This window comes from Borrelia puertoricensis, assembly GCF_023035875.1.
Lineage (GTDB): Bacteria > Spirochaetota > Spirochaetia > Borreliales > Borreliaceae > Borrelia > Borrelia puertoricensis.
Genome location: NZ_CP075386.1, coordinates 1 through 19,813, shown reverse-complemented (window position 1 = coordinate 19,813; position 19,813 = coordinate 1). Strand labels below are relative to the sequence as shown.

At 28.0% G+C, this 19,813-nt stretch carries 31 protein-coding genes; 25 read left to right on the top strand and 6 right to left on the bottom strand.

All coding sequences use genetic code 11. The annotated features are described in order from the left end of the window. The first annotated feature begins 76 nt into the window (after nucleotides 1-76). From bpuSUM_RS05740 to bpuSUM_RS05625, 25 genes are all read left to right on the top strand, one after another. Nucleotides 77-1,312: an anti-CBASS protein Acb1 family protein gene (locus bpuSUM_RS05740; RefSeq protein ID WP_247067018.1), complete on the top strand. Its 1,236-nt coding sequence runs from the start codon at nucleotides 77-79 to the stop codon at nucleotides 1,310-1,312. A gap of 14 nt (nucleotides 1,313-1,326) precedes the next feature. Further along, nucleotides 1,327-1,998, top strand: coding sequence for a DUF1357 family protein (locus bpuSUM_RS05735; RefSeq protein ID WP_247067016.1), 672 nt, complete (start codon nucleotides 1,327-1,329; stop codon nucleotides 1,996-1,998). Nucleotides 1,999-2,010: 12 nt separating this feature from the next. Continuing rightward, entirely contained in the window at nucleotides 2,011-2,595 is a 585-nt protein-coding gene (locus bpuSUM_RS05730; protein ID WP_247067015.1) for a DUF228 domain-containing protein, read from the top strand. A 20-nt stretch (nucleotides 2,596-2,615) separates the two neighbouring features. Beyond that, nucleotides 2,616-3,593, top strand: coding sequence for a hypothetical protein (locus bpuSUM_RS05725; protein ID WP_247067013.1), 978 nt, complete (start codon nucleotides 2,616-2,618; stop codon nucleotides 3,591-3,593). Between the two features lie 14 nt (nucleotides 3,594-3,607). Beyond that, nucleotides 3,608-4,048 (top strand): DUF3890 domain-containing protein, encoded by a 441-nt coding sequence (locus tag bpuSUM_RS05720; RefSeq protein WP_247066362.1) that lies wholly within the window; start codon nucleotides 3,608-3,610, stop codon nucleotides 4,046-4,048. Then, nucleotides 4,048-4,422 (top strand): DUF1506 family protein, encoded by a 375-nt coding sequence (locus bpuSUM_RS05715; RefSeq protein WP_247066360.1) that lies wholly within the window; start codon nucleotides 4,048-4,050, stop codon nucleotides 4,420-4,422. Before bpuSUM_RS05720 ends, bpuSUM_RS05715 begins: the two co-directional genes overlap by 1 nt. Then, entirely contained in the window at nucleotides 4,413-4,781 is a 369-nt protein-coding gene (locus bpuSUM_RS05710; protein ID WP_247067010.1) for a hypothetical protein, read from the top strand. Before bpuSUM_RS05715 ends, bpuSUM_RS05710 begins: the two co-directional genes overlap by 10 nt. Nucleotides 4,782-4,808: 27 nt before the next feature. Further along, the gene (locus tag bpuSUM_RS05705; RefSeq protein WP_430644658.1) at nucleotides 4,809-5,327 is read left to right on the top strand and encodes a DUF764 family protein; all 519 of its coding nucleotides are present in this window, start codon (nucleotides 4,809-4,811) and stop codon (nucleotides 5,325-5,327) included. A 4-nt stretch (nucleotides 5,328-5,331) separates the two neighbouring features. Then, nucleotides 5,332-6,450 carry a DUF787 family protein gene (locus tag bpuSUM_RS05700; protein WP_247067008.1) on the top strand — a complete coding sequence of 373 codons (1,119 nt, stop codon included), beginning with the start codon at nucleotides 5,332-5,334 and terminating at the stop codon, nucleotides 6,448-6,450. Nucleotides 6,451-6,459: 9 nt separating this feature from the next. Continuing rightward, nucleotides 6,460-6,885, top strand: a complete 426-nt coding sequence (locus bpuSUM_RS05695) for a DUF1463 family protein (protein WP_247067006.1) — start codon at nucleotides 6,460-6,462, stop codon at nucleotides 6,883-6,885. Between the two features lie 10 nt (nucleotides 6,886-6,895). After that, the gene (locus tag bpuSUM_RS05690) at nucleotides 6,896-7,342 is read left to right on the top strand and encodes a DUF1473 family protein (protein WP_247066454.1); all 447 of its coding nucleotides are present in this window, start codon (nucleotides 6,896-6,898) and stop codon (nucleotides 7,340-7,342) included. Further along, nucleotides 7,326-7,550: a DUF1322 family protein gene (locus tag bpuSUM_RS05685; RefSeq protein WP_247066447.1), complete on the top strand. Its 225-nt coding sequence runs from the start codon at nucleotides 7,326-7,328 to the stop codon at nucleotides 7,548-7,550. Before bpuSUM_RS05690 ends, bpuSUM_RS05685 begins: the two co-directional genes overlap by 17 nt. An 8-nt stretch (nucleotides 7,551-7,558) precedes the next feature. Beyond that, nucleotides 7,559-8,323, top strand: a complete 765-nt coding sequence (locus bpuSUM_RS05680; protein WP_283848859.1) for a DUF759 family protein — start codon at nucleotides 7,559-7,561, stop codon at nucleotides 8,321-8,323. Continuing rightward, a complete protein-coding gene (locus bpuSUM_RS09895) occupies nucleotides 8,304-8,684 on the top strand; it encodes a DUF759 family protein (protein ID WP_283848858.1) in 381 nt (126 codons plus the stop codon). The genes bpuSUM_RS05680 and bpuSUM_RS09895 overlap by 20 nt, the downstream gene beginning before the upstream one ends. A 15-nt stretch (nucleotides 8,685-8,699) precedes the next feature. Further along, complete coding sequence (locus bpuSUM_RS05675) at nucleotides 8,700-9,260, top strand: DUF792 family protein (RefSeq protein WP_247067004.1); 561 nt, start codon at nucleotides 8,700-8,702, stop codon at nucleotides 9,258-9,260. A gap of 4 nt (nucleotides 9,261-9,264) precedes the next feature. Continuing rightward, nucleotides 9,265-10,215, top strand: coding sequence for a DUF693 family protein (locus bpuSUM_RS05670; RefSeq protein WP_247067002.1), 951 nt, complete (start codon nucleotides 9,265-9,267; stop codon nucleotides 10,213-10,215). Continuing rightward, entirely contained in the window at nucleotides 10,212-10,736 is a 525-nt protein-coding gene (locus bpuSUM_RS05665; RefSeq protein ID WP_247067000.1) for a DUF777 family protein, read from the top strand. Before bpuSUM_RS05670 ends, bpuSUM_RS05665 begins: the two co-directional genes overlap by 4 nt. Before the next feature lie 66 nt (nucleotides 10,737-10,802). Continuing rightward, the gene (locus bpuSUM_RS05660) at nucleotides 10,803-11,135 is read left to right on the top strand and encodes a DUF2634 domain-containing protein (protein ID WP_247066998.1); all 333 of its coding nucleotides are present in this window, start codon (nucleotides 10,803-10,805) and stop codon (nucleotides 11,133-11,135) included. Then, a complete protein-coding gene (locus bpuSUM_RS05655) occupies nucleotides 11,132-12,010 on the top strand; it encodes a DUF276 domain-containing protein (RefSeq protein ID WP_247066996.1) in 879 nt (292 codons plus the stop codon). The genes bpuSUM_RS05660 and bpuSUM_RS05655 overlap by 4 nt, the downstream gene beginning before the upstream one ends. A 9-nt stretch (nucleotides 12,011-12,019) precedes the next feature. Beyond that, nucleotides 12,020-12,622: a DUF735 family protein gene (locus bpuSUM_RS05650; RefSeq protein WP_247066994.1), complete on the top strand. Its 603-nt coding sequence runs from the start codon at nucleotides 12,020-12,022 to the stop codon at nucleotides 12,620-12,622. A gap of 12 nt (nucleotides 12,623-12,634) precedes the next feature. Beyond that, nucleotides 12,635-13,462 carry a DUF685 domain-containing protein gene (locus bpuSUM_RS05645; protein ID WP_247066991.1) on the top strand — a complete coding sequence of 276 codons (828 nt, stop codon included), beginning with the start codon at nucleotides 12,635-12,637 and terminating at the stop codon, nucleotides 13,460-13,462. 90 nt (nucleotides 13,463-13,552) lie between these two features. Next, nucleotides 13,553-13,738 carry a BlyA family holin gene (locus bpuSUM_RS05640; protein ID WP_247066419.1) on the top strand — a complete coding sequence of 62 codons (186 nt, stop codon included), beginning with the start codon at nucleotides 13,553-13,555 and terminating at the stop codon, nucleotides 13,736-13,738. A gap of 3 nt (nucleotides 13,739-13,741) precedes the next feature. Beyond that, nucleotides 13,742-14,068: a BlyB family putative holin accessory protein gene (locus bpuSUM_RS05635; RefSeq protein WP_247066417.1), complete on the top strand. Its 327-nt coding sequence runs from the start codon at nucleotides 13,742-13,744 to the stop codon at nucleotides 14,066-14,068. A 1-nt stretch (nucleotide 14,069) separates the two neighbouring features. Continuing rightward, on the top strand, nucleotides 14,070-14,423 hold the full coding sequence (locus bpuSUM_RS05630; RefSeq protein ID WP_247066989.1) for a BlyB family putative holin accessory protein: 354 nt from the start codon (nucleotides 14,070-14,072) through the stop codon (nucleotides 14,421-14,423). 40 nt (nucleotides 14,424-14,463) lie between these two features. After that, nucleotides 14,464-14,775 carry a BBA14 family lipoprotein gene (locus bpuSUM_RS05625; RefSeq protein WP_247066604.1) on the top strand — a complete coding sequence of 104 codons (312 nt, stop codon included), beginning with the start codon at nucleotides 14,464-14,466 and terminating at the stop codon, nucleotides 14,773-14,775. A 34-nt stretch (nucleotides 14,776-14,809) separates the two neighbouring features. Here bpuSUM_RS05625 and bpuSUM_RS05620 read toward each other — a convergent pair whose 3' ends face one another. From bpuSUM_RS05620 to bpuSUM_RS05595, 6 genes are all read right to left on the bottom strand, one after another. Further along, a complete protein-coding gene (locus tag bpuSUM_RS05620) occupies nucleotides 14,810-15,859 on the bottom strand; it encodes an ERF family protein (protein ID WP_247066987.1) in 1,050 nt (349 codons plus the stop codon). Between the two features lie 346 nt (nucleotides 15,860-16,205). Continuing rightward, nucleotides 16,206-16,760, bottom strand: a complete 555-nt coding sequence (gene bdr, locus bpuSUM_RS05615) for a Bdr family repetitive protein (protein ID WP_247066985.1) — start codon at nucleotides 16,758-16,760, stop codon at nucleotides 16,206-16,208. A gap of 12 nt (nucleotides 16,761-16,772) precedes the next feature. Next, a complete protein-coding gene (locus bpuSUM_RS05610) occupies nucleotides 16,773-17,318 on the bottom strand; it encodes a chromosome replication/partitioning protein (RefSeq protein ID WP_247066983.1) in 546 nt (181 codons plus the stop codon). Between the two features lie 86 nt (nucleotides 17,319-17,404). Beyond that, nucleotides 17,405-18,145: a ParA family protein gene (locus bpuSUM_RS05605; RefSeq protein WP_247066981.1), complete on the bottom strand. Its 741-nt coding sequence runs from the start codon at nucleotides 18,143-18,145 to the stop codon at nucleotides 17,405-17,407. Next, nucleotides 18,121-18,681: a DUF226 domain-containing protein gene (locus bpuSUM_RS05600; protein ID WP_247067054.1), complete on the bottom strand. Its 561-nt coding sequence runs from the start codon at nucleotides 18,679-18,681 to the stop codon at nucleotides 18,121-18,123. The genes bpuSUM_RS05605 and bpuSUM_RS05600 overlap by 25 nt, the downstream gene beginning before the upstream one ends. Before the next feature lie 10 nt (nucleotides 18,682-18,691). Next, nucleotides 18,692-19,813: a plasmid maintenance protein gene (locus bpuSUM_RS05595; protein WP_247066979.1), complete on the bottom strand. Its 1,122-nt coding sequence runs from the start codon at nucleotides 19,811-19,813 to the stop codon at nucleotides 18,692-18,694.

The following is a 19,813-nucleotide window of genomic DNA, read 5'->3' as shown; positions in this document are numbered from 1 at the left end:
AAAATATCTATATTTTATTGTATCTGTATTTGTTTCTTTTATTTTGACAAAAACTATTATTTTTGCTACAATCTATATGCAAACTGAAAATAAAGGAACAAATTTGTATTATTTTGATGAAATAAAGAAACGATCAAATAAGATCTGTCCTTTGGAATTATATAAATATTCGCTTGTTTTTAGGAACTATATAGAGAATCCTGCTGAGGATGCACTGAAGAATGGTATTCATCTTGAAAGTTTAGATAATATTAGTGAATCTGAGATAGCAAGACTTAAAAGAGAGCTTAAAGATGCTCTTTTAAATCTTATAATTAGTTATAGATTTAATGGTGCAGGATATATTTTAGTTCTAACTCGTGATGAACTGACAGAATTAGAAGAAGAAGTAAATTCTGAATTGCCCATTGGATTTAAATATCTAGATTTCAATTTAGTTAAAGACCCGGGCATTTATGACCAGTATATTACTTACACAGTAAAAGAAGGAAATACTTCTTACTCTTTAGTTAAGATACATAAGAGTAGGGTAATAATTTTTGATAATTATGATTATATCTTAAAACGTTACATACCATGTTATAGTGAAAGTTTTTTACTTAATATTTATCTACTTGAGAAAATTTATACACAGATAGATAAGAGAATAGAGACACATAATTTTCTTTTTTATAAAGATGAAGCATTAGTTGGACTTCAAGATGCACTATCAAATGCAACTGCATCATTAAACAGCTTAACACATAGAAATAATAGTAATAATGGATTATTTGCAGGTCTATTTCAAAGACAAAGACAGGATAATAACAGCATATCTGATCTTAAGAGTATTAATGATAGTCTCTCAAGAGAAATAGAGAGATTAAAGTCAAGTTTAAATAATGAAGGAATATTTTACACTTCAACAACAGATGCATCATTAGAGGTAATTAAGTATGATCTTACGTATTTAAAAGAGGCATTGGCATTAGTAAAAGCTAAGATAGGAGCAGATACAAAAGAGCCACTAACTCGAAGTTTTAATGAACAGACTAAAGGTTTGGGAAATGATGGTAAGGGAGATAGATCCAATTATTATGATTTTCTTAAAGGAATACAAGAAGCAGTAGAGATTGCTGTCAATATTAAACTATCTAGGTATTTTGGTTTAGAGATGAAATTTAATTCTCTTGTTATGCTTAGTGAAGAAGAGAGAGTAGATAGAGATCTCAAATTAATAGAATTTTTCGGTAAATACAGTGAACTTATAAATAAAAGTGTTTTAAGCAAAGATGAGATATCAAAGCTAAAAGAAAAATTATTTTCAATTTAGGTTAAGGAGTTTTCATGGAAAAAGAGTCAGATGTAAATACAGAAGAAGTAGTAATACAGATTAATGATAATAGCTCTTCTGATAAGTTTAAACGTATAAGTCAAGAAGAGTTTGAAGAGTATATGCAGCTTAAAGAAAAGGTAAGTCGAGAAGATGAAAGGGTTAATAAATTAAGTATAAATGACCGAATTGCACGTGAGCTTGCAAATGCGGAAGATAGGGAGCGAGTAGAGAAACAGTTACTCTTAGAAGCTGAAAAGATAAATGAAATTGATCAATTAGCTAAAGCACATTTAAGCAAGCATTTTGATAAAGATACTCTTCTTTCTAAGGGTTATTCACTGAAAGAAATAATGCAAGCACAAAGAAGAGAGTTAGTGAGAAAATTTGTTCCTAAAGAACAAATAAAAGCTATTTCCAAGCTAGATAATTTTGAACATTTAGATGGAGAGATATTAGAACAACTTGTATCTTTAGCAAAAGTGAATATAAGCATGAGAAAACGTGCTGCAAGTAATATTGACTCTAAGCATGGTGATATTATCTCTAAAATAGAGAATAGAATATCATTATTAGATTCAGGGTTTTCACCAGTTAACTTTGATGAATTTAATATTTCTGTTGCCAATGCTTATAAAGATAGAATACATGAGTTTTATAACCTTAAAGAGAAAAAAACAGCTTAAGGAGATATATGCATGTCAGAGACTATAACAAAACTTAAAGAAGAATATGATAAAAAGGTAAAAGAGATACAAGACCTAATGAAAAACCCAAATAGGGATCCTGGTCTTTTTAGTAATAAAGTTGATTTTAAAGATAAAAATTTACACTTTGCCAACCAAGGTGGGACTGTAACTAGTAGTAAAGACAAATTAGAAAATTATCCTGTCAAAGGTTATCCATACAAAAGAGGAGTAAAACTAGTTGTAGAAAATCCAAGTACTTCTAATAACAATCCACACTATGAACCACATGTTGAGGTTGGTGGTGAGAATGATCTATATGGAATATGCAGTGATATAGATGAGTTTACTGGCATAGCAACAGTAATACCTATTACAAATAATTTTCAAGGGTATTTAGTAGCCAAACAAAGTAGTGGTATAAAAAGAAAAGATAAAGTTAAATTTGATGCAAATGGAGAGCTTGAAAAAAGTAGTTCAAGTTACAGCAAAATTAATGCCTATGCTTTATCAGATGCAATTTCACTTGATGGTACTACAAACAAAATTTGCATAGTTAATGTAGCTATTTACGGTAATAAAGCCAGACCAAGTTAATTAGTTAAAGGAGGTTAAAGATGTCAGAATTATATGATCAAAATTATTATGCAAAAGAAATAGCGAATATTTTCTCAGAAATTAAATTACCAGTATTTTATAACTGGTTTTCAAAAGAACAAATTGAAGATGTTGATTTAAAGATGGGATATTTAAAAACAATAAAGTGGGATGCATTTCTTAATGCTAATCCTACAACATTAGTAAATGAAGTTAATACTATTGCAACCATTGGATTTCGTTCAGAGTCAGTGAGACTTAATTATTTAAAGTTACAATATAAATTTAGACACTTAAAACAAACTTCTGAAAAATTTTATAAAGGTAATGATTATGCTGGAGATGTAAATAATAATCTACTTCCATTTGGGGAGGCATATAAACTTGCAACAAATGAAATAATAAAACTGATAAATCATTTTGTATTAACAGGTACTGTGTCAATCCAAAAAGATGGAAAGAATCAAAAACGAATGTTACCTAATATGTTTGGACTACTTAATATGCCAGATCAAGTAAAAGAAGAGGTAAGTAGCAGCGACAAAGAAAAAATGGATAAAATATTTGAAAGTATCGAAAAGGGTCTTGCAAAATTAGAGCTAGGAGATGAATTCTCAACTCCTATGATGGTATTAGTTGATCCATTAACTAGTTTAAAGTTAGTTAAACCATATGCAATAACAAATTCTTCTTCATCTTCTGCTACGTATTCATCAAATGATTCTTGGGAGGACTTCCTTATTAAGACAATAAAAGCTGTTAATAATAGAAGAGAAGTCTATATTGAAACAAGTAATTTACTTCAAAATCAAATACTCATTTATCCATTAAATGCTGAACTAATTAAGTTCAAACCAAGTAAATATATGCTACCAATGCCAAATGAGCAAGTGGATAGAGATTCAACTGATATTGCACATTCATATCTTGATTTTGTACTTGGTGGACTCTTAGCAACAGAGAAAACAATTTTACGAGTTGATATTAAACAATCTTAAAGGTTAACCTGGTAATGCAACAGAGAACAGCTCAACAAGAGATAGAGAGACAAGAAGAAGAATTATTTATAAGCAGGCTTCACTCTAATATTATTTCCCTTTTGGGAATAAGCATAGAAGAATTTTCTATTCAAAGCTTTATGATGCAAATTAATCTCTTAGAGTCAATATTATTAGCTAATGGAATACAGTCAGAGAAGCTTACTTATAATGATATCTTCTTGCTTACTTACTATCATATTGGATGTGAACTGAGGAAAAAGGGGATTGTCCGTGAACTTGAATTTGAGAGAATAAAGAGAGAAAAATTCAATGAACTTGAAATTGACTATCACCCTATATCTGATACTAGTCAATCTGACAGTTGTAATAAAAACTTCTGTTTACGATTTGATGCGTATCTAGATAAAGTTAAAAGAGATACTACGTCTCCTTCCTGTATAGGAGTTGTGTAATGAATAATCTTAGAGATAGGTTATCACAAATGTCACAACGTATGATATTTACATACAAAGCCCCTGATCCTTTACGTTTATATAAATTTGAAACTATTACACTTGATGATAATTCTTATCAGAGGGTATTTAATAAAGAAGACTACTTAGAATTGACAGGCATTATTATAGATATAAGTCCCCAAGAATTAAGGATGATTTATGACTCAAATTTATTTGATTTACAAGGACTCTCTAAACTTTATACAAGTGATGATATTATCTTCAATCTTCAAGATAGAATTTCTATAGGTGATAATTATTACGAAATAGTAAGTATTGACTCTTCTATTGGTTACCAAACACTAATATTAAAGGATATTGTATGGAAATAGAGTTAGAGGTTGGTTGGTTTGGGGGCAGAGCTAATGTTGCACGCATGCATGAGATTGGCGCTAATAATTTACCAGTACGTAAACATTTAAGTGAAGTTGCTGCTAGTTGTGAGTTTAGAGAATATATCAGTAATGATTATATAAAAAATGAATTTAAACGTGATCCCAGATCTGGAATGAGTGCCATTGGAGAAGCATTTATAACTTATTATCAAAATTATGTATTGTCAAATAAAATCAAGCCTGAACTTACTCCAAATACAATTAAGCAAAAACGAAAAAAAGGTAGTGGTAATCCAGAAATTACTCTTGTTGATACCTCACGAATGCTAAATGAGATTAGTTATAAGGTGAATTGAGTGCTTATTGGGTTAGAGGTTATACTTATGCATATAATTAAAATACTAAATGACTTTAAAGAATATGCTCATGCTAAAAGTGAAAACATATGTAAGGTTATTAATACATATAATCATCCATATCTACTCTCTAATATAACTACGAGCGAACCTAATATTATTGCATTTAAATTTACATCTGAAGATGGCTTACTTGCTCACAACTCTCATTATGGTACTTTTTATGATAATATTTGTGAGTTTAATATTAACTTCCAAATATTTATTATCTCTCTTGTAATAAATTCAAATGACTATGATGCTTACAATAGAATGTTGACTTTATATAGTTTACTTAAAGAATTTTTACATAACAGAGTAAATAAATACACAGTTAAGGACGCTCATGAACCTGACTACATAAAACATCTCAATATCTATATACGTCCAACATCTAATATGCAAAATACAGGTCTCATTACTTTGGGAACAAAATGTAGTAACACTGCTTATAGCTCATCAGCTAGTTTTAAAGCTGGAATCCAAATATTTGAAAGGAAGGAGTAATACTTTGCCACAAGATACAATTAGTGTAAATCTAATTAATAATAAAGTACATAACACAACAATAAACTATTATTCTCCGTTACTAGTTTATAAAACATTAAAAATTAATGTGAATAAAGATAGTGCAAATTATAAAGTCTTAAATCTTACAATAAATAACTATGAAAAGCAAATAGAAGCATTAGAAAAAGAAAATGGAAATGGACAAGATGAATTTACTAAAGAAAAAGAACTATTAAAGAATGCTATGTCTGATTTCTTTAACTCTCCCAGTGTAGCATTAAAATCTGCTATGCTCTTTATTTATAAAGATAAACCTGAGACTATTAAAACTTATCTTAAAACACACAGACACTCATTTGTTGTTCTAATTAATACTTATGATAAAGATAATAATGGTGATGACGGGCTAGTTGTATACAAAGATGATTACTTGAAATTCAAGATGCCAGATACTTTTTTTGTTTTCTCTACTAAAGAGAGTGAAATAAAAGAAATATTTAAAGATAAAAGCTCCCTAGAGAAAACAAATAATATAGCTATTTATAGTAATAAGCGAGATAATCTACATCTTAAATTTACAGCTAAGTATTTATATGAAGCTTGTATGTTTCACAGTGTAAATCCATATGGCATGAATCTTGCTGCAAGACCACTTGTTGATGATGAAGTAATAACTAAACTTAGAGATGCAAATATTAATTTCTATGCTTATCTTAACGAAACAGGTCTTGAGAGAGTATCAGCATTTAAAGAAGGAGTTGATCTTGCGGGCAATCCTATTGACCAGTTATTTACTTATCAATATATAAAACAAGAAGCAATAATTGAACTTATTAGAGTTTGGAATATTAATAATAGACAAAATAGTAAATTATCTAGGTTGCAATTATCTGGAGCTAAAGATAATGCATATACATCAGCAATTGAATGCTTACTAAAGAGATATATAGAGAGAGGACTTATTGTAAGCTACTCAAACTTAAATATTATCTTATCACCATCACCACAACTTAAATTAGAACTAACTATTGATATTACTTATAACTACAGTATCAACTCTCTCTCTTTCATTATTACAACCAAAGATATAACTGATTACTTAAATAAACTCGAAAATTAAGGAGGAGATATGGGATTATATGATTTAAAGGAAGTTTATCTCTCTATCTCGGGAAGACAAATTAATAGTGAAAAATTAGAACTTACAAGTGAACCTACAACTAGAGCAGTAATTAGTAATGAAGATAGAGGAATGCCTGTTATCAGTCTTCGAGATCCCAAAACCATTACTTATATATTTAGTATTGAAGTAACACTTGGTAGTCATGATTACATATTACTAACTCAAATCTCTGATGACCAATTTTACAACATGAATGTAAGTAAAGAAGATAAAATGATGGATTTGGTATTTAATGATAGGATAACAACAAAAATAATCAGTAACTGTGCTGTATTTACTGAAGAACCATCAAGAAGTTACTCAGCAGAAGCAGAAAAAGTTACTTTTGAAATTAGAGCTATCAATTGCCAAAAAATAACACCTAAAAATTAAAAGACACACAATGATTACAAGATATAAAATGAACATATTAAGCAAAGACAAAACTTATGAATACCAAATAAAAGTATTACCTGTTTATACGTGGGACTCTATACTAGGATTTAATCAAGAAGAAGCTATAAATAAACTTAATGATGTTAAGTATTTGAAAGAAATAACTAATTTAATGATCAAACCCGGGTTTTTAGATGAGTTTTACGTAATACTGGATTACAATAGAGAATTCATAAGTTATTATAAAGATTATCTTATTGCTATTCTTTATTCTATAGAGTTTAATACATTTCATTTAGACTCAGAATTTAAAAAACCAGCCCTCCTTTTTCTTAAAGAATATGAGAATAATGTTGGTGATTTTGTTACTTTTGATTACATTACCGATGAATTTAATTATGAATGTGTAATTTCAAAACTTAAATCAAAGGCTAATAATGAAACATATAGATAAATTTGTTGAGAGTATTAATGCTACTCGTACTCGTTACTTTGCTTTAATTGACGATATAAAAAGACATAAATATTGGCTACCAATAATTACTGGTATTTGTTCTTACAGAGAAATTAAATGTATGACATACGATGAATTTATTGAAGTAAGCAAAATTGCTGAAGCTAAGATAGAGAAGGAAATACTTGAACTGATTTTATCTAAATAAGGACACTTATGGATAATAAATTTACCATTAAATTTAAAGGTATATTAGATCATGCATCAACGAAAAAAACATTAGAGAGAGACATATCAAAATTAGAAGAGAACTTAAAACCCAAACTTTCTTCTCTCAAAAGTACTAAAGATATAATTAAAGCTAATTTAAAAGATAAAAATGCAGAACTTGCAAAACAAAATAAATATGAACGTTTAAGAGAGCGAGTAGAGAAATTTAGACTTACTGAGACTAAAAAGCTAATGAAGCAAGGACACAGCTTCGAAAAAGCTAAACGAGAAGCTTTTAAACGATCTACTATGTCTACTAAAGACTTACGTAATTTAGAATTTAAATCACTTAAAGAAAACTCTAAAATGCAACAAAATTTAATAAAAAAAAACAATTTGACTTCTAAAGTCATAATAGGAAGTGCAATTGGTAATATAATAGCTAGTTCCATTAAAGGTGCTTCCTCTAATATGTTTGCATTTGCAAAATCATCAGTAAAAGATGCTGCAGAAAGAAAACGAATAGGTACCCTAAACTCTAGAATTTTTAACTCAACTGAAAAAGGTAAGCTACTAAGTACTATATCAAGAATTAAAACATTTGAAAGGGGAAGAGAGAAGGAAGAGTTCTTAAATAAAGCTGCTGTTATTAAAAGAACTCTTAAGAATGCTGGACTAGAGAATGAAACTAATTTACTTAAAGCAGTAGAACTTGCAGCTAAACTTAAGGCTAGTGGACTCTTTTCACGATATGGGTTCAAGAATAACTAAACTTGATGACGTGCTAAGTGATTTTAACGAATTAAATCTCACAAATACTACAAGCTCTTATGACTCTGCAACAAGTAGTATGGATAAGATAGATGAAGAATTAAAAAAACTAACTGCTTCCACATTAACACCTTTAATGGATTTTTCTGCTAAAGCACTTAAAAAGATCAATGAATTTAACTTTCATAAAGATATCGTTGATCCTATAATAAACGGAATTAAAAGCATTTTTAGTTTAGATAGACTTATTGCAAGACTTAAATCAATATTGCCCTTATGGATGGGAGGAGATAGTGGTGAGAGCTTATCAAAAATTACTCATGAAGATAAATCTATTACTACTCCTCCCAGTGGTACTTAAAATAGGGAGACATTTATGCAACCTATGGAAATATTTCAAATTATTAAAGATACTGTAACACAAATATTTGCTTTATTTAGCACAGATAATTTTATTGTTCTCTTCCCAAGACCTGATCTTAAGGGACTTGGGTATTTGCCCCAATTATTCTTTATTAAACCTAAATTTGAACTTATAACTCGTACTTATAACACCACATGTTCCAAACGTCCTGTAATTAATTACTACTTAAGGAAAGCTGAATATGTAAGTTATAACCCTGTACTTACAGGAGAAGTTATTGCTTTAAATGGTGGTGTACTTACAAGTCTTTATAAGAATATGTTAGCTCCACTGAAATTAACTCCTTTTGGTAACTCACTACTTGAATTTGATAGTAATTTAGTTAAAGAACAACTGGCTGGTAGACTTCAAGCACAAGTTCCCTTTACTGCTTATAGTCCAACTTTTGGCATTAAAGAATTAGTTGTAATTACTTCCCTAACATTTAAAGATGTGCCTTTCATAGATGAAGTTGAGCTTAATCTTAACATGGAAGTTATTAAAACTTTTGCTTTAGAAAAATACAAAGGATAAGCTTGTGATATTACTTAAATATGATTTTAAGATTGAATTTTACTCTACTATTAGCTCAAATAAAAATATTACTGGTGATGCAACACCAGAATCTTCTCCTAAAATCATTATCAACACACAACATGGCATTTATGTTGATATCTCAATATCTAATGTCTATTCAAGTTACAATTTTGTAAGGGCAAAACAAGCCAAACTTGTTCTTTGGAATTTACACCTCGATTTCAACAATCACATACATGAAGGAGACATTGTAAAGATATACTATAAAAAATTTGCTCATGAAGACTCATTTACATTTATTATGGCAGGTTATCTGGGAGTCCCAATGAGCAGTGACTATCCTAGTGGTGACTTTAGCATAGAGCTTGAACTTCATTTAGCATCAAAGAGTAATTTCTTTAACCGAGAACTTGAAACAAAACAATTTAAAGGAATGACGGTCCAGGACGCTATAAACTTTGCCTTTCCGGGTAGAAATATAATCAATATGAGCACTAATGACAGACTTAAAGTAATTGAAGAGCATATTTATGCTAGAACTCCAAAAGAATTTATAGAAAAATTATCTAAAAAATATATACAAAATGTTATTGCTGATGTTGGTAATGGAGTTGATTTGGTTGAATGTAATTTTATATTCACAAATCATCAATTAACCGGTCCTGATGCTCATTATGAGTCACTTGAAGATTATGGTCTTGAATTTATCCCAAAGCAAGAAATTACTATAGGCACTACTCTTAATATAAGACTTATATATTGGAGAGCAAAGCTTACTTATACTCATAAATTAAAAGTTGGTGACAGAGTATCATTTAGAGATTCTTTGGGGAATATAATAAAGAGCACGATTTGTGAAACTAATGCTTCTCTAAGCAATTCTGGTGAATGTTCACTTAACTTAAAGCTTTATGATGACATTAATCACCTAAAAATAAAGGAGAGGATATGAACTTTAATTATGAAATTTATAGAATGAATCAGAGCATGTCTGGTTCTGCTTTAACTCAAGAAGAGAGCAAAGAATGGATAGCTAACAATATATGCATATCAAAAATAGGAATTATAAAATCATTTAACAGCGATACTCAAGAAGGTATTGTAGACATTGAAGAATATAAAGGACTTGAGATTCACACTCGTAATATATCAAATATTAATCTAAGTCTTCACAAAGATGACAGAGTAGTACTTCTTCAATCAAACATTAATCTATTTAATACAGATGACAATATATATTTTGATAAACATCATTTTTATATATTAAGTGCAATTGACCCTAAGCATCTTAAAATATATGCTAAACATAAGTTGGATATACGTAATGAGATAACTAGTCTTAAAGACATCTTAGAGGCAATAGTAAATGCGATTAATAACTTAAGAATTATAGGAAATTCAAGCATTGATTACTCTTCTCTCTCTTACTATACATCAAAAATAAATAGCAAAATTAATAATTTATTTAATTAGTTTTTTAATATTTTTGTTATACATTTCCTTAAGTTAAAGGTTAAAGATTGATTTACATAGGTTAGTATGGATTTAAAGGTTGATTTGCAGTTTAATTTAGTATCAGGCTCAGACTTACAGATTGCTGATGGAATAGAAGAGCAAAAACAAAGATTATTTATTTTCCTTAAAACCCCTAAAGGAAGTCTTGCTCTAAATCCAACATGGGGATTTGATTATACACATATCCTTAAATTATGTAAGCTTGGCACTCTAGATCAAATTAAATATTATCTCTACTCTGTTGCCCAAGAACTGGAAATTGATCTTACTGGAGTTAACATTAATATAAACTCAAAACTGCTGCAAATTACTCTCTATTTTCCTGGTGATTCTCTTCAAACGGAGATTTGCATATGAGTATTGCTTTTGATAATAATTTCGGTATTCTAAAACAAAATATCTCACAAATAATTAACACAAAGAGAGAATATTTAAAACAAACACATGGTATTGTGATAAAAGATGACCCATCATCCATTTACAACATCATAGCTGCTTCTCTTGCTACAGTTGAGGAACAAATAATTAATGAACTTAACCTTTTTATGGATAAACTTAAACCACAAGGTGAGTATTGGAAGGCTATAGAGTCTCATATAAGTGTTAAAAGCACCACTCATGAAGCATTAAGAAATGCTATACTGGACTTACCAGATGTAAAATACGTTAACATTGTAAGCACAGCAGGAAAAGCTAATATTTATCTTATTGTTAATGATACCATCTTAAACGACTCTAAGAACACAATTAAAGATTCTACATTCAAAGCAAACCTTTGGGAAGTACTTTATAGCACTATTCCTAGTGGAACTATCTTAGAAGGTGATATTGATATTGATGGAATAAATAGCCACAACCAAGTTAAATCTTATAAAGTTTCTCTAGGAAAGACTAAATATATCTATCTTAAAGTAAAATACAAACTTGACCTTAAAAATCACATTTATCTCAATATCGACATGCAAATAAGAGAAATATACAGGAGAATTATCAATAATAATTACTCTGACATGGGAATAAGTTTTGAATATCAAGATTTTACTGCTCCGGTTAATGAGATAAAAGGCATTCAAGGACTTAAAATTAATGCCTGCATTAAAGACAATCCTGAGACAAGTATAAGTAACATTAGCACAAGTGATTTTAAAGAGAATCAAGATATTGAAATCAGTCCATCAGAAATACTTAACTTCAGTCTCACTGATAGATTACTTATTGATATTCAAACTTAAGGAGATATATTGAGCATACCAGGTTTTCTTCATAAAACACAAATAGAAAAATTTATACGTTCAGAATTAGATTATGCAAATAAAATACTTGCTGAAATTAAGAGCTTAAATTCTAATTTCTCTGGTATTATTGCTAGTAACTATCTATCTTCTCATTTTATTGCTGTCTGGTTATCAAACGTATTTAAAACTTTTCACTACAAAAGTCGCCCATTAAAAGAGCTTGCAAGCAATATTGACAGCGTCATTTTTGCCTTAAGACATATTGGTACTGATGAGTCATTTATTAGATTATTTAAAGCTTTTCTTAATGTTGATATTGAAATTACAACACCAGAAGCTGGAGTTATTAGTATTAAATTACTTGGAAGTATAAAAACTAATTTTATATCATATATTACTCCTAGTACTGCTGTTGGAGTAAAACCCAAACGTATACGCTTACGTCAATCAAAACAAGGATATGAAAATAAGTATAAAATACTAGCATTTAATTTTATTCCTAAAGGATATTCTCATTCAATTTATGCTTTTATTAAAGGCATGATTCCTATAGGAAGAAAACTTAAAATTATTGACAATCAAAATATAGAAGTTGTTTCTTTTAACTAATGGAGGTATCATTTGTCAACAGATGAGAGACTTTTAATGGACGAGAATGAATTTATACAAATTAAAGATTTAAATAGGGTAAATGATATAAAAAATAGTGATTTACTTTTATTAGATGATGGTGTTGCAAGTTGTAATGCAATTACTTATGAAAACTTCCTTCAAAAGACTAAAGATAAAACGTTTAAAGGAGAAGGATTATCTTATTTTAAGGAAGTAATTAAAGACACTATTGCAACAGAACTTGCTGAGAATAGTGAATTTACAGATAAACTTTACTCTAAACTACTAAGCAAACTTATGAATAATGACTCAAGTTATAAGAGTAATTTATCTAGCTATATCAGAAGTGATCTTACAAGTAATATGAGTTCTTATTCGCATTTCTCTAGTTCAGACAAATTTGTTACTATATCAAGTTATAACTCGCTACAAAAAACTACAATACCAGAATATTTAACAGGCATTCCTTCAAGTTTTAGCTCATCAAGAACATCAACTACAAGTACGCGCATTTATGAATCTTCTCTTAGAGATAGGGCTTATAGACTTAATATGACACAAAACACATCAAGTCAAGATGTTACACTTGTTTTTTATAAATTTGAAGATGGTAAACCCATTTATCTAGATGTTTATGTTGATATTGAAATCAATAGTTATCATGATGTTACAAAAAGAGTATATCTTCAATACACTGATGAATCAAGTAGATCAATTGTATATGAGAGAATAGGAAAAAATCTAAGATTAAATGATTATTCTCCTCTATTTAGAGGGTGGTATATGCAAAAACGTTCATATACAAGTGGTACAGTCCCCTCTTTAGTAAAGTTATAATTTTACTTTACTAAATATAAAAAATTATTAGTTTTTGGTACTTTTTGTAATATACTTTATTTATCTTTTTTATGTGAGGTTACAAGGTTAATGGATCATTTCACTTTAACTAAATTGTCTGAAATATCAGAACTTTTAATTAATATCAATGAAATTAAATTAATTGTCATTGCCACTTTTATTTTAGGTATAGGACTTATCTTTAAACCGGTAATTAAAGATATCATAAGTTTATTAGCAACTAAATTTAAAAGAAAACATAAAGGAAAGGATTAATCAATGACTCTTGACATTAGTTCATTAAATACTGCTTTAAATGCAATAGAAACATTATTTAGTACACTGTCTAATTTTGAAGATGGCTCTTTTAACGTGAATGCTCATAAAATATTTATGCTACTTAATGAAGCTTACACAGAATACAGAATTATTTTCACTAAAAACATGGAAAGATTAGAGAATGCATTAACGCCCCAAATCCAAGAAGCATTAACTCCTATTAATAACAAAATACAAGAATTTATAGAAAAGGTTAATAATAATCCTGAAAACATGAGATTGCCAAAATGGGAAGGAACAAAAGAATCATATTCAAAGGAGTTATAAATTGAATTTAACTACTGCAAAATTAAGTATAGATATACTAAACAAATTTACAGAACTGCTAAAGCAAGACTCAAATACCAACACACAAAAATACATTAATATCTTTAGCAGAGTAATAAATTACTTTTATTCTATGTACAGGGATAATTTAATTAAAAGGGAACAAGCTGAAAGCATGAAAATACTCTCACAATTTGATGACATTTTAAGAATTAATTTAGAGATAATAGATAGTTTTAATGAAGATTTAAGTAAAGAGAATACAAAACGCATTGCTTCACTACGTTTAAAGAGAAATAAGCTTATGGAAGCTTATATTAATAAGCTTAAAGAAGAGGACAGAAATAATGAATAGACTATTTAAAGTTATTTTCATTTGTGCTATTACTCTAATTATGAATTGCACAACCATTGCTTCCTTAACTAAAGAACCAACTATGCCAGATGATTCTAATTTAGAATCAATAAGTAAATACGAATCTGAACTCTCAAAATACGTACTTTATTTACAAGGATTTTTAGTTGATGCTAAGAAAAAAATGAAAAACAAAGATTTTCCCAAATTTTCTTTTTTTGATGCAAGCAAATTAAAATCAGAACATACAATCAAAGCATTAAACTTTAATATCTCCCTACTGCAAGAATATATATCTCAAACAAAACCTATTGCTGAAGATGTATATAAAAGATATACAAAATTAAAGTAATTTTAATGAGTAAGCCCCTATTGGGGCTTACCTTTTATGCAGATCTAAACAAACAATCAAATTCCTTATCAGTAGATAAATGCCCAAATAATTTTAGTGGACTATTTCCAAGCTTATCTAAATCAAAAGCTAAAAATACATCAAACTTTTCTATCTTTTCTGGGTCTCTACTACTTTTACTAAAATACTCTTTTATCAAATTACACCAATACTGTATACTCTTTAATGTTTTATTTTTATTAAAGTATTCAAGTATACTCGAATCATCTCCAACTTGAATAGATTTAAGATATGAATTTATCTCTTCTAAACTGTTAAATGGTTTATTAAGAACAAATTTATGCATATTACGTGCTGCTATGAGTAGATTTCTATAATACTTAAATTTATTTGTCTCTACATTGCTCTTAGATTTAGATTGGTCAGTATGAACAGTGTTTTTATCCTCTACATTATTTCCTGATATATTTACTTGTGTATTCCCATCATTGTTTTTGGCAATAGCTTTAACTCTCTCTCTATTATTTTCTAGCTCGGGTAATAATGAACTAGCATCAGTGTCAACTTCACTCTCTATTGATAGGTATCCTACAAGAGCATATCTTTTATGATATGTTATGCATGAACCTACAAGTTGCGATAAAGTATTTTGATTCTTTGCCCCTAGAGAAGAAAATTCTTCTGTGTAAATTGGAGTATCAAATGACTCACAGTACCCACTACTTGGACTGTAAAATGTTGTTGTAATAACATTAATTGTATTATTTCCCACAACTTTAAATGTTGGACATTGCAGGAAATCAATATCTAAATTGTTACTCTTTATAACATTCTTTATCTCTCTGATTATCTCATTAAAATTTTGATATTTATACCCATATCCATTAAGATTCTTAGCAACACCACTTAAATTCATACGTAGATTGTATAGAGATTTTAGAAAGTTTACCCTTGCTTGATTCTCATCAGTTACTAAAGCTTGATTATTTACTCTTATATCTGTGACTTTTATCTTTTGTTTACCCAGCTTCTTAACTGATCTGCGCACTTTGGTTTTTGTATGTTGATTTTTAGTTTTTGTCATATTTAATCTCCTGTTTTTTGTATTTATACAAATAAATATATAGCAAATATTATTTTTTAACAATATAAAAATAATATTTATACTATAAATTATGATTTATACGATATTAATGAATTGATAACTTTACTATTAAATAAACAGAAATTAGAGCTTACTTAAAAAATCTTAGTTTAGAATCCTTAAGTAAGCTCTAGCTATAAAAAACCGATACAAAAAACAGGCGATTGTTAATAAACAATACCTAACAATAATGTACACTTATTTTCTAATAAAATCAAATCAATATTAACAAATATTGATCATTTTTTGATATATTGCAAATATTTCAATCATTATCAAGTTATTATCAAGTTATAAAGAATTTACTTATTAGAGACATAACAATAGATATAATTATTGGTAATCCTACTGCCATAATAATAATTAACGTTATATTTCCTACACTAAGCTTTTCTAACAAAACTTTATTTGACATATCAAGCTTTTCTAATAGTACTGCATTATTATTCTGTATTTCCTTAAGTAAATTCTTCTCTACATTGTCTATTTTAACATCTAGACTGGCTATATCCTTTTGCAAATTCTTCTCTACATTGTCTATTTTAACATCTAGATTGGTTATATCCTTTTGCAAATTCCTCTCTACATTGTCTATTTTGATATCCAAATTAGATATATCCCGTTTAAATTCTACCTTAGTAAATTCAATATCTTTTTTTAAGTTACTCTCTACATTAATGATTTGCTGTTCTAATGAATTCATTTTTTCTCTTAAAACTTCAAAATTAGAATTATCATTATGAAGTAAAATGAAATCCACAGCTTCTTCAGTAAATCCCTTATGTAAGAACTCATTTCTTAAATCTTCTGTCCTATATATCTTATATGCTAAATTACCCATAAAAACTCCTTACTATTCACCTTTTAAACTTTTAAATTCCTTCATAAATTCTTCAATTAGATCCTTTTTACTTGAAAAAAGCCTATCCATTAAAAAACTTGTAAATTTGGTATTACTTTTATAAAAATCATAACTATCTTGACTTTTAAGTTGAAATCTTAATGGCTTTATTGGATTTCGTTTCGATTTCTTAATATTAATTCCTTCTTTATTCCTTAAAAATAAAATAGCATCATTAATTCCATTTTCTATAACAAATTGCTCCTCTAACAATCCTTCTTCTATAGCATTTCCTATTCTAAGATATTCGTATACTTGAGTCCTTGCTATTCTAAAATTCTTTGCAAATGAATTAAAACTTTTATATCCATCCAATTCATAATATTTGTTATCTTTTATTTCTTTTAATGCTTTTATAACTTCTATCTTGTGAAAAATTTCTTTTTTAAAATTATTTACTATTTTTTCCTTTAATTTATTATAACGTCCCAATACATCATCATTGTTAATGATCTCCAAATTTCTATTATCTATTTTTAAATTTCCTTTTAATTTCATAATACCCTCCAATTTATCTTGATTTGTATAACTTGTCCGTTTTACGGATAAGTTATTATCCTAACAAACAACAGTCATTTCACTTGTTAGAAGCTATTTAAAAAATTATTCACAGCATTTTCATACTCTTTCATATAATCTCTTTTTGTAGAAAAAATAGAATTGCTTGCTATATTTTTATTTAAATCTTCTCTCTCTGATATAATTCCCAAAAAATTGTCTCTATTTCTTAGTAAATTAACGTATTCCTTATGTGTATTATTATTCTTAAATCTCGTTGCAAGTACAAAAACAGGAATATTCAATTCTAGATTATGAAAAAAGTAATAAAATAAATCTAAACATTCGATTGCCCACTTCTCAGGAACAATTGGAACAATCACGTGACTACTACTTAACAATGAATTTTTATATGTAATGTCAAAACTAGGAGTTGTATCTAATATAATATATTCATAATTATTGCAAAAACAATCTAAATTAGATTTAAGCAAAAGTTCTTTAGAATCTATTCTACTGTCATTAATTTTATGTAAAGTTAAGTAACTAGGAATTAAATCAAGATTATTGTCAACATTTATAATTGCTTTTTCAATATCCAAATTATTGATCAAAACCTCATATATATTTATTGTTCTTAAATCTATATTATATTCTCTTACTTTATCTTTATAATAACTAGTAATTGAAGCTTGTGTATCCGTATCTATAAGCAAAACTCGATTTTTTCTTGACAACAAATATGAGAACGCTAAGCTGGTTGCACTTTTTCCAACTCCACCTTTCATGTTCGCAACACTGATTATTTTCGGTTTTTTGTTACCCATCTAATTATATTACCTCCTTCTGGTAATTTTTTACCATAAAAATGGTATACTTCTTTTTCTAAACAAGAAATTTTTTCGACTAAAGATTCATAATATTTAGTGTCAATCTTTTCTTTTTTAACCAAACGAGACATTCCTTTAAGATAACAATAAATACTTCCTTTTTTGAATCTAAATTCAACATAATATGTTTTGGAAAAACTATGTGCTTTCTCAATTCCATTTTCTTCATATTTCCTAATTACGTTTTTTATAGGTTTTCTGTAGCCGTAATAAATACCCAAGAATTTATCTCCTTCTTTTATAGGAAATAATCTAAAGTATTCTGCTTTTTCTTGATTAAACAACCCTCTGAATGTAATAAGAAATTTGTCTTTTTGATTTTTATCAATACCAAATATATGTAAATCCATCATAATTTTAGTGTGATATATTTTTCGACCTTCAATCTCTTCTATCTTAATAAAAAGAAGTTTTTCTTCTTTTGGAATTAACCTTATTTTTTTCTTCTCTACATTTTCTATTACATCATTCATAACAAGTCCTTTAATTAATAACCTGTTTAAATTCATTATCCTTCAGGTATTTTTGATCATTCTTTATTAAATCTAAAAAATCATAGTAATACTGATTATTAAATACTTTTCCATAATCTAACCTTTCCTGTTTATTCAAATATTCTTTCAGCAACGGTACAAACATTTCAATCCTTACTTTATGCTTTAATTGATCAATGAGTATGCTAAAGATGTTATTCCTGATATCTTTTTTATCTTCCTTAGTATTTGCTTTAACATGCTCAACTGACTTTTTAAGTTTTCCTATTATCTTTTTTAAATCACCGTATTTATCTTTTTCTATAATAAAGTGGGGTTTGTTCTTATATTGTTCATATACGTTTTGTATTTGTGTTTCTAATTGTTTACTACTATATCCCTCACTTTTTAGATTATCTTTTGTCTCATCTAGTATCTTACTTAATTCTTTTTGTTTACTTTCAAGTTTACTGTTATTTGATTTAATCCTGTCTATATGTTTATACACATTATTTTCAGCTATTTTAATGGCTTTCAATAATTGAATTTTAAAATTCTTTTTCGCTTCTAAATTCAAAATAGAAAGGAAAGCATTTGATTTAAAATTGCATTTCTTAGCGTACTTTTCTACTTGTGATTTCTCTATAGATTTTATTTTGTTTTTATCTTCTTCTTTTTTATTATTATAAATATTATTAAAACACTCCGCTTTTTCTACACTCCCCTTTTTATTACATCTTTTTTTAAAGTAGCTATTTACACGGTTTTTGTGTCTTTCTTCTTTTTTATCTCTAAAGTGTTTATTGATTATAAGGTGACATTCTTTTTTAGAGTATTTAAGTTTGTAATGAACTTCAGTACCCATGTTAACACCCAAGTGTCTGTGATAATTAATTGTTACTTTAAATACTTTTTCTAATTTATAAAGATATTTTTGAAGTGTTTTAAGAGTAGTTTCTTTATGACCATTGCGTTTTAAGTTTCCATTAAAGTAGTAGAGTAGATTGCTTTGTGTGTATTTTTTATGTTTATTATTGATATAGTCAATTGTTGATATTGCTACTATTAATTTGTGTTGGTATTTATTGTGGCATTGTGTGTCATGCCCTTTTCTAACTTTTATATTCTTCAT

What these genes read in the sequence shown, in the direction of transcription:
- bpuSUM_RS05740 (WP_247067018.1), top strand. Translation starts at nt 77, where the DNA reads ATGCAAACTGAAAATAAAGGAACAAATTTGTATTATTTTGATGAAATA.
- bpuSUM_RS05735 (WP_247067016.1), top strand. Translation starts at nt 1,327, where the DNA reads ATGGAAAAAGAGTCAGATGTAAATACAGAAGAAGTAGTAATACAGATT.
- bpuSUM_RS05730 (WP_247067015.1), top strand. Translation starts at nt 2,011, where the DNA reads ATGTCAGAGACTATAACAAAACTTAAAGAAGAATATGATAAAAAGGTA.
- bpuSUM_RS05725 (WP_247067013.1), top strand. Translation starts at nt 2,616, where the DNA reads ATGTCAGAATTATATGATCAAAATTATTATGCAAAAGAAATAGCGAAT.
- bpuSUM_RS05720 (WP_247066362.1), top strand. Translation starts at nt 3,608, where the DNA reads ATGCAACAGAGAACAGCTCAACAAGAGATAGAGAGACAAGAAGAAGAA.
- bpuSUM_RS05715 (WP_247066360.1), top strand. Translation starts at nt 4,048, where the DNA reads ATGAATAATCTTAGAGATAGGTTATCACAAATGTCACAACGTATGATA.
- bpuSUM_RS05710 (WP_247067010.1), top strand. Translation starts at nt 4,413, where the DNA reads ATGGAAATAGAGTTAGAGGTTGGTTGGTTTGGGGGCAGAGCTAATGTT.
- bpuSUM_RS05705 (WP_430644658.1), top strand. Translation starts at nt 4,809, where the DNA reads ATGCATATAATTAAAATACTAAATGACTTTAAAGAATATGCTCATGCT.
- bpuSUM_RS05695 (WP_247067006.1), top strand. Translation starts at nt 6,460, where the DNA reads ATGGGATTATATGATTTAAAGGAAGTTTATCTCTCTATCTCGGGAAGA.
- bpuSUM_RS05690 (WP_247066454.1), top strand. Translation starts at nt 6,896, where the DNA reads ATGATTACAAGATATAAAATGAACATATTAAGCAAAGACAAAACTTAT.
- bpuSUM_RS05685 (WP_247066447.1), top strand. Translation starts at nt 7,326, where the DNA reads ATGAAACATATAGATAAATTTGTTGAGAGTATTAATGCTACTCGTACT.
- bpuSUM_RS05680 (WP_283848859.1), top strand. Translation starts at nt 7,559, where the DNA reads ATGGATAATAAATTTACCATTAAATTTAAAGGTATATTAGATCATGCA.
- bpuSUM_RS09895 (WP_283848858.1), top strand. Translation starts at nt 8,304, where the DNA reads ATGGGTTCAAGAATAACTAAACTTGATGACGTGCTAAGTGATTTTAAC.
- bpuSUM_RS05675 (WP_247067004.1), top strand. Translation starts at nt 8,700, where the DNA reads ATGCAACCTATGGAAATATTTCAAATTATTAAAGATACTGTAACACAA.
- bpuSUM_RS05665 (WP_247067000.1), top strand. Translation starts at nt 10,212, where the DNA reads ATGAACTTTAATTATGAAATTTATAGAATGAATCAGAGCATGTCTGGT.
- bpuSUM_RS05660 (WP_247066998.1), top strand. Translation starts at nt 10,803, where the DNA reads ATGGATTTAAAGGTTGATTTGCAGTTTAATTTAGTATCAGGCTCAGAC.
- bpuSUM_RS05655 (WP_247066996.1), top strand. Translation starts at nt 11,132, where the DNA reads ATGAGTATTGCTTTTGATAATAATTTCGGTATTCTAAAACAAAATATC.
- bpuSUM_RS05640 (WP_247066419.1), top strand. Translation starts at nt 13,553, where the DNA reads ATGGATCATTTCACTTTAACTAAATTGTCTGAAATATCAGAACTTTTA.
- bpuSUM_RS05635 (WP_247066417.1), top strand. Translation starts at nt 13,742, where the DNA reads ATGACTCTTGACATTAGTTCATTAAATACTGCTTTAAATGCAATAGAA.
- bpuSUM_RS05625 (WP_247066604.1), top strand. Translation starts at nt 14,464, where the DNA reads ATGAATTGCACAACCATTGCTTCCTTAACTAAAGAACCAACTATGCCA.
- bpuSUM_RS05620 (WP_247066987.1), bottom strand. Translation starts at nt 15,859, where the DNA reads ATGACAAAAACTAAAAATCAACATACAAAAACCAAAGTGCGCAGATCA.
- bdr (WP_247066985.1), bottom strand. Translation starts at nt 16,760, where the DNA reads ATGGGTAATTTAGCATATAAGATATATAGGACAGAAGATTTAAGAAAT.
- bpuSUM_RS05610 (WP_247066983.1), bottom strand. Translation starts at nt 17,318, where the DNA reads ATGAAATTAAAAGGAAATTTAAAAATAGATAATAGAAATTTGGAGATC.
- bpuSUM_RS05605 (WP_247066981.1), bottom strand. Translation starts at nt 18,145, where the DNA reads ATGGGTAACAAAAAACCGAAAATAATCAGTGTTGCGAACATGAAAGGT.
- bpuSUM_RS05600 (WP_247067054.1), bottom strand. Translation starts at nt 18,681, where the DNA reads ATGAATGATGTAATAGAAAATGTAGAGAAGAAAAAAATAAGGTTAATT.
- bpuSUM_RS05595 (WP_247066979.1), bottom strand. Translation starts at nt 19,813, where the DNA reads ATGAAGAATATAAAAGTTAGAAAAGGGCATGACACACAATGCCACAAT.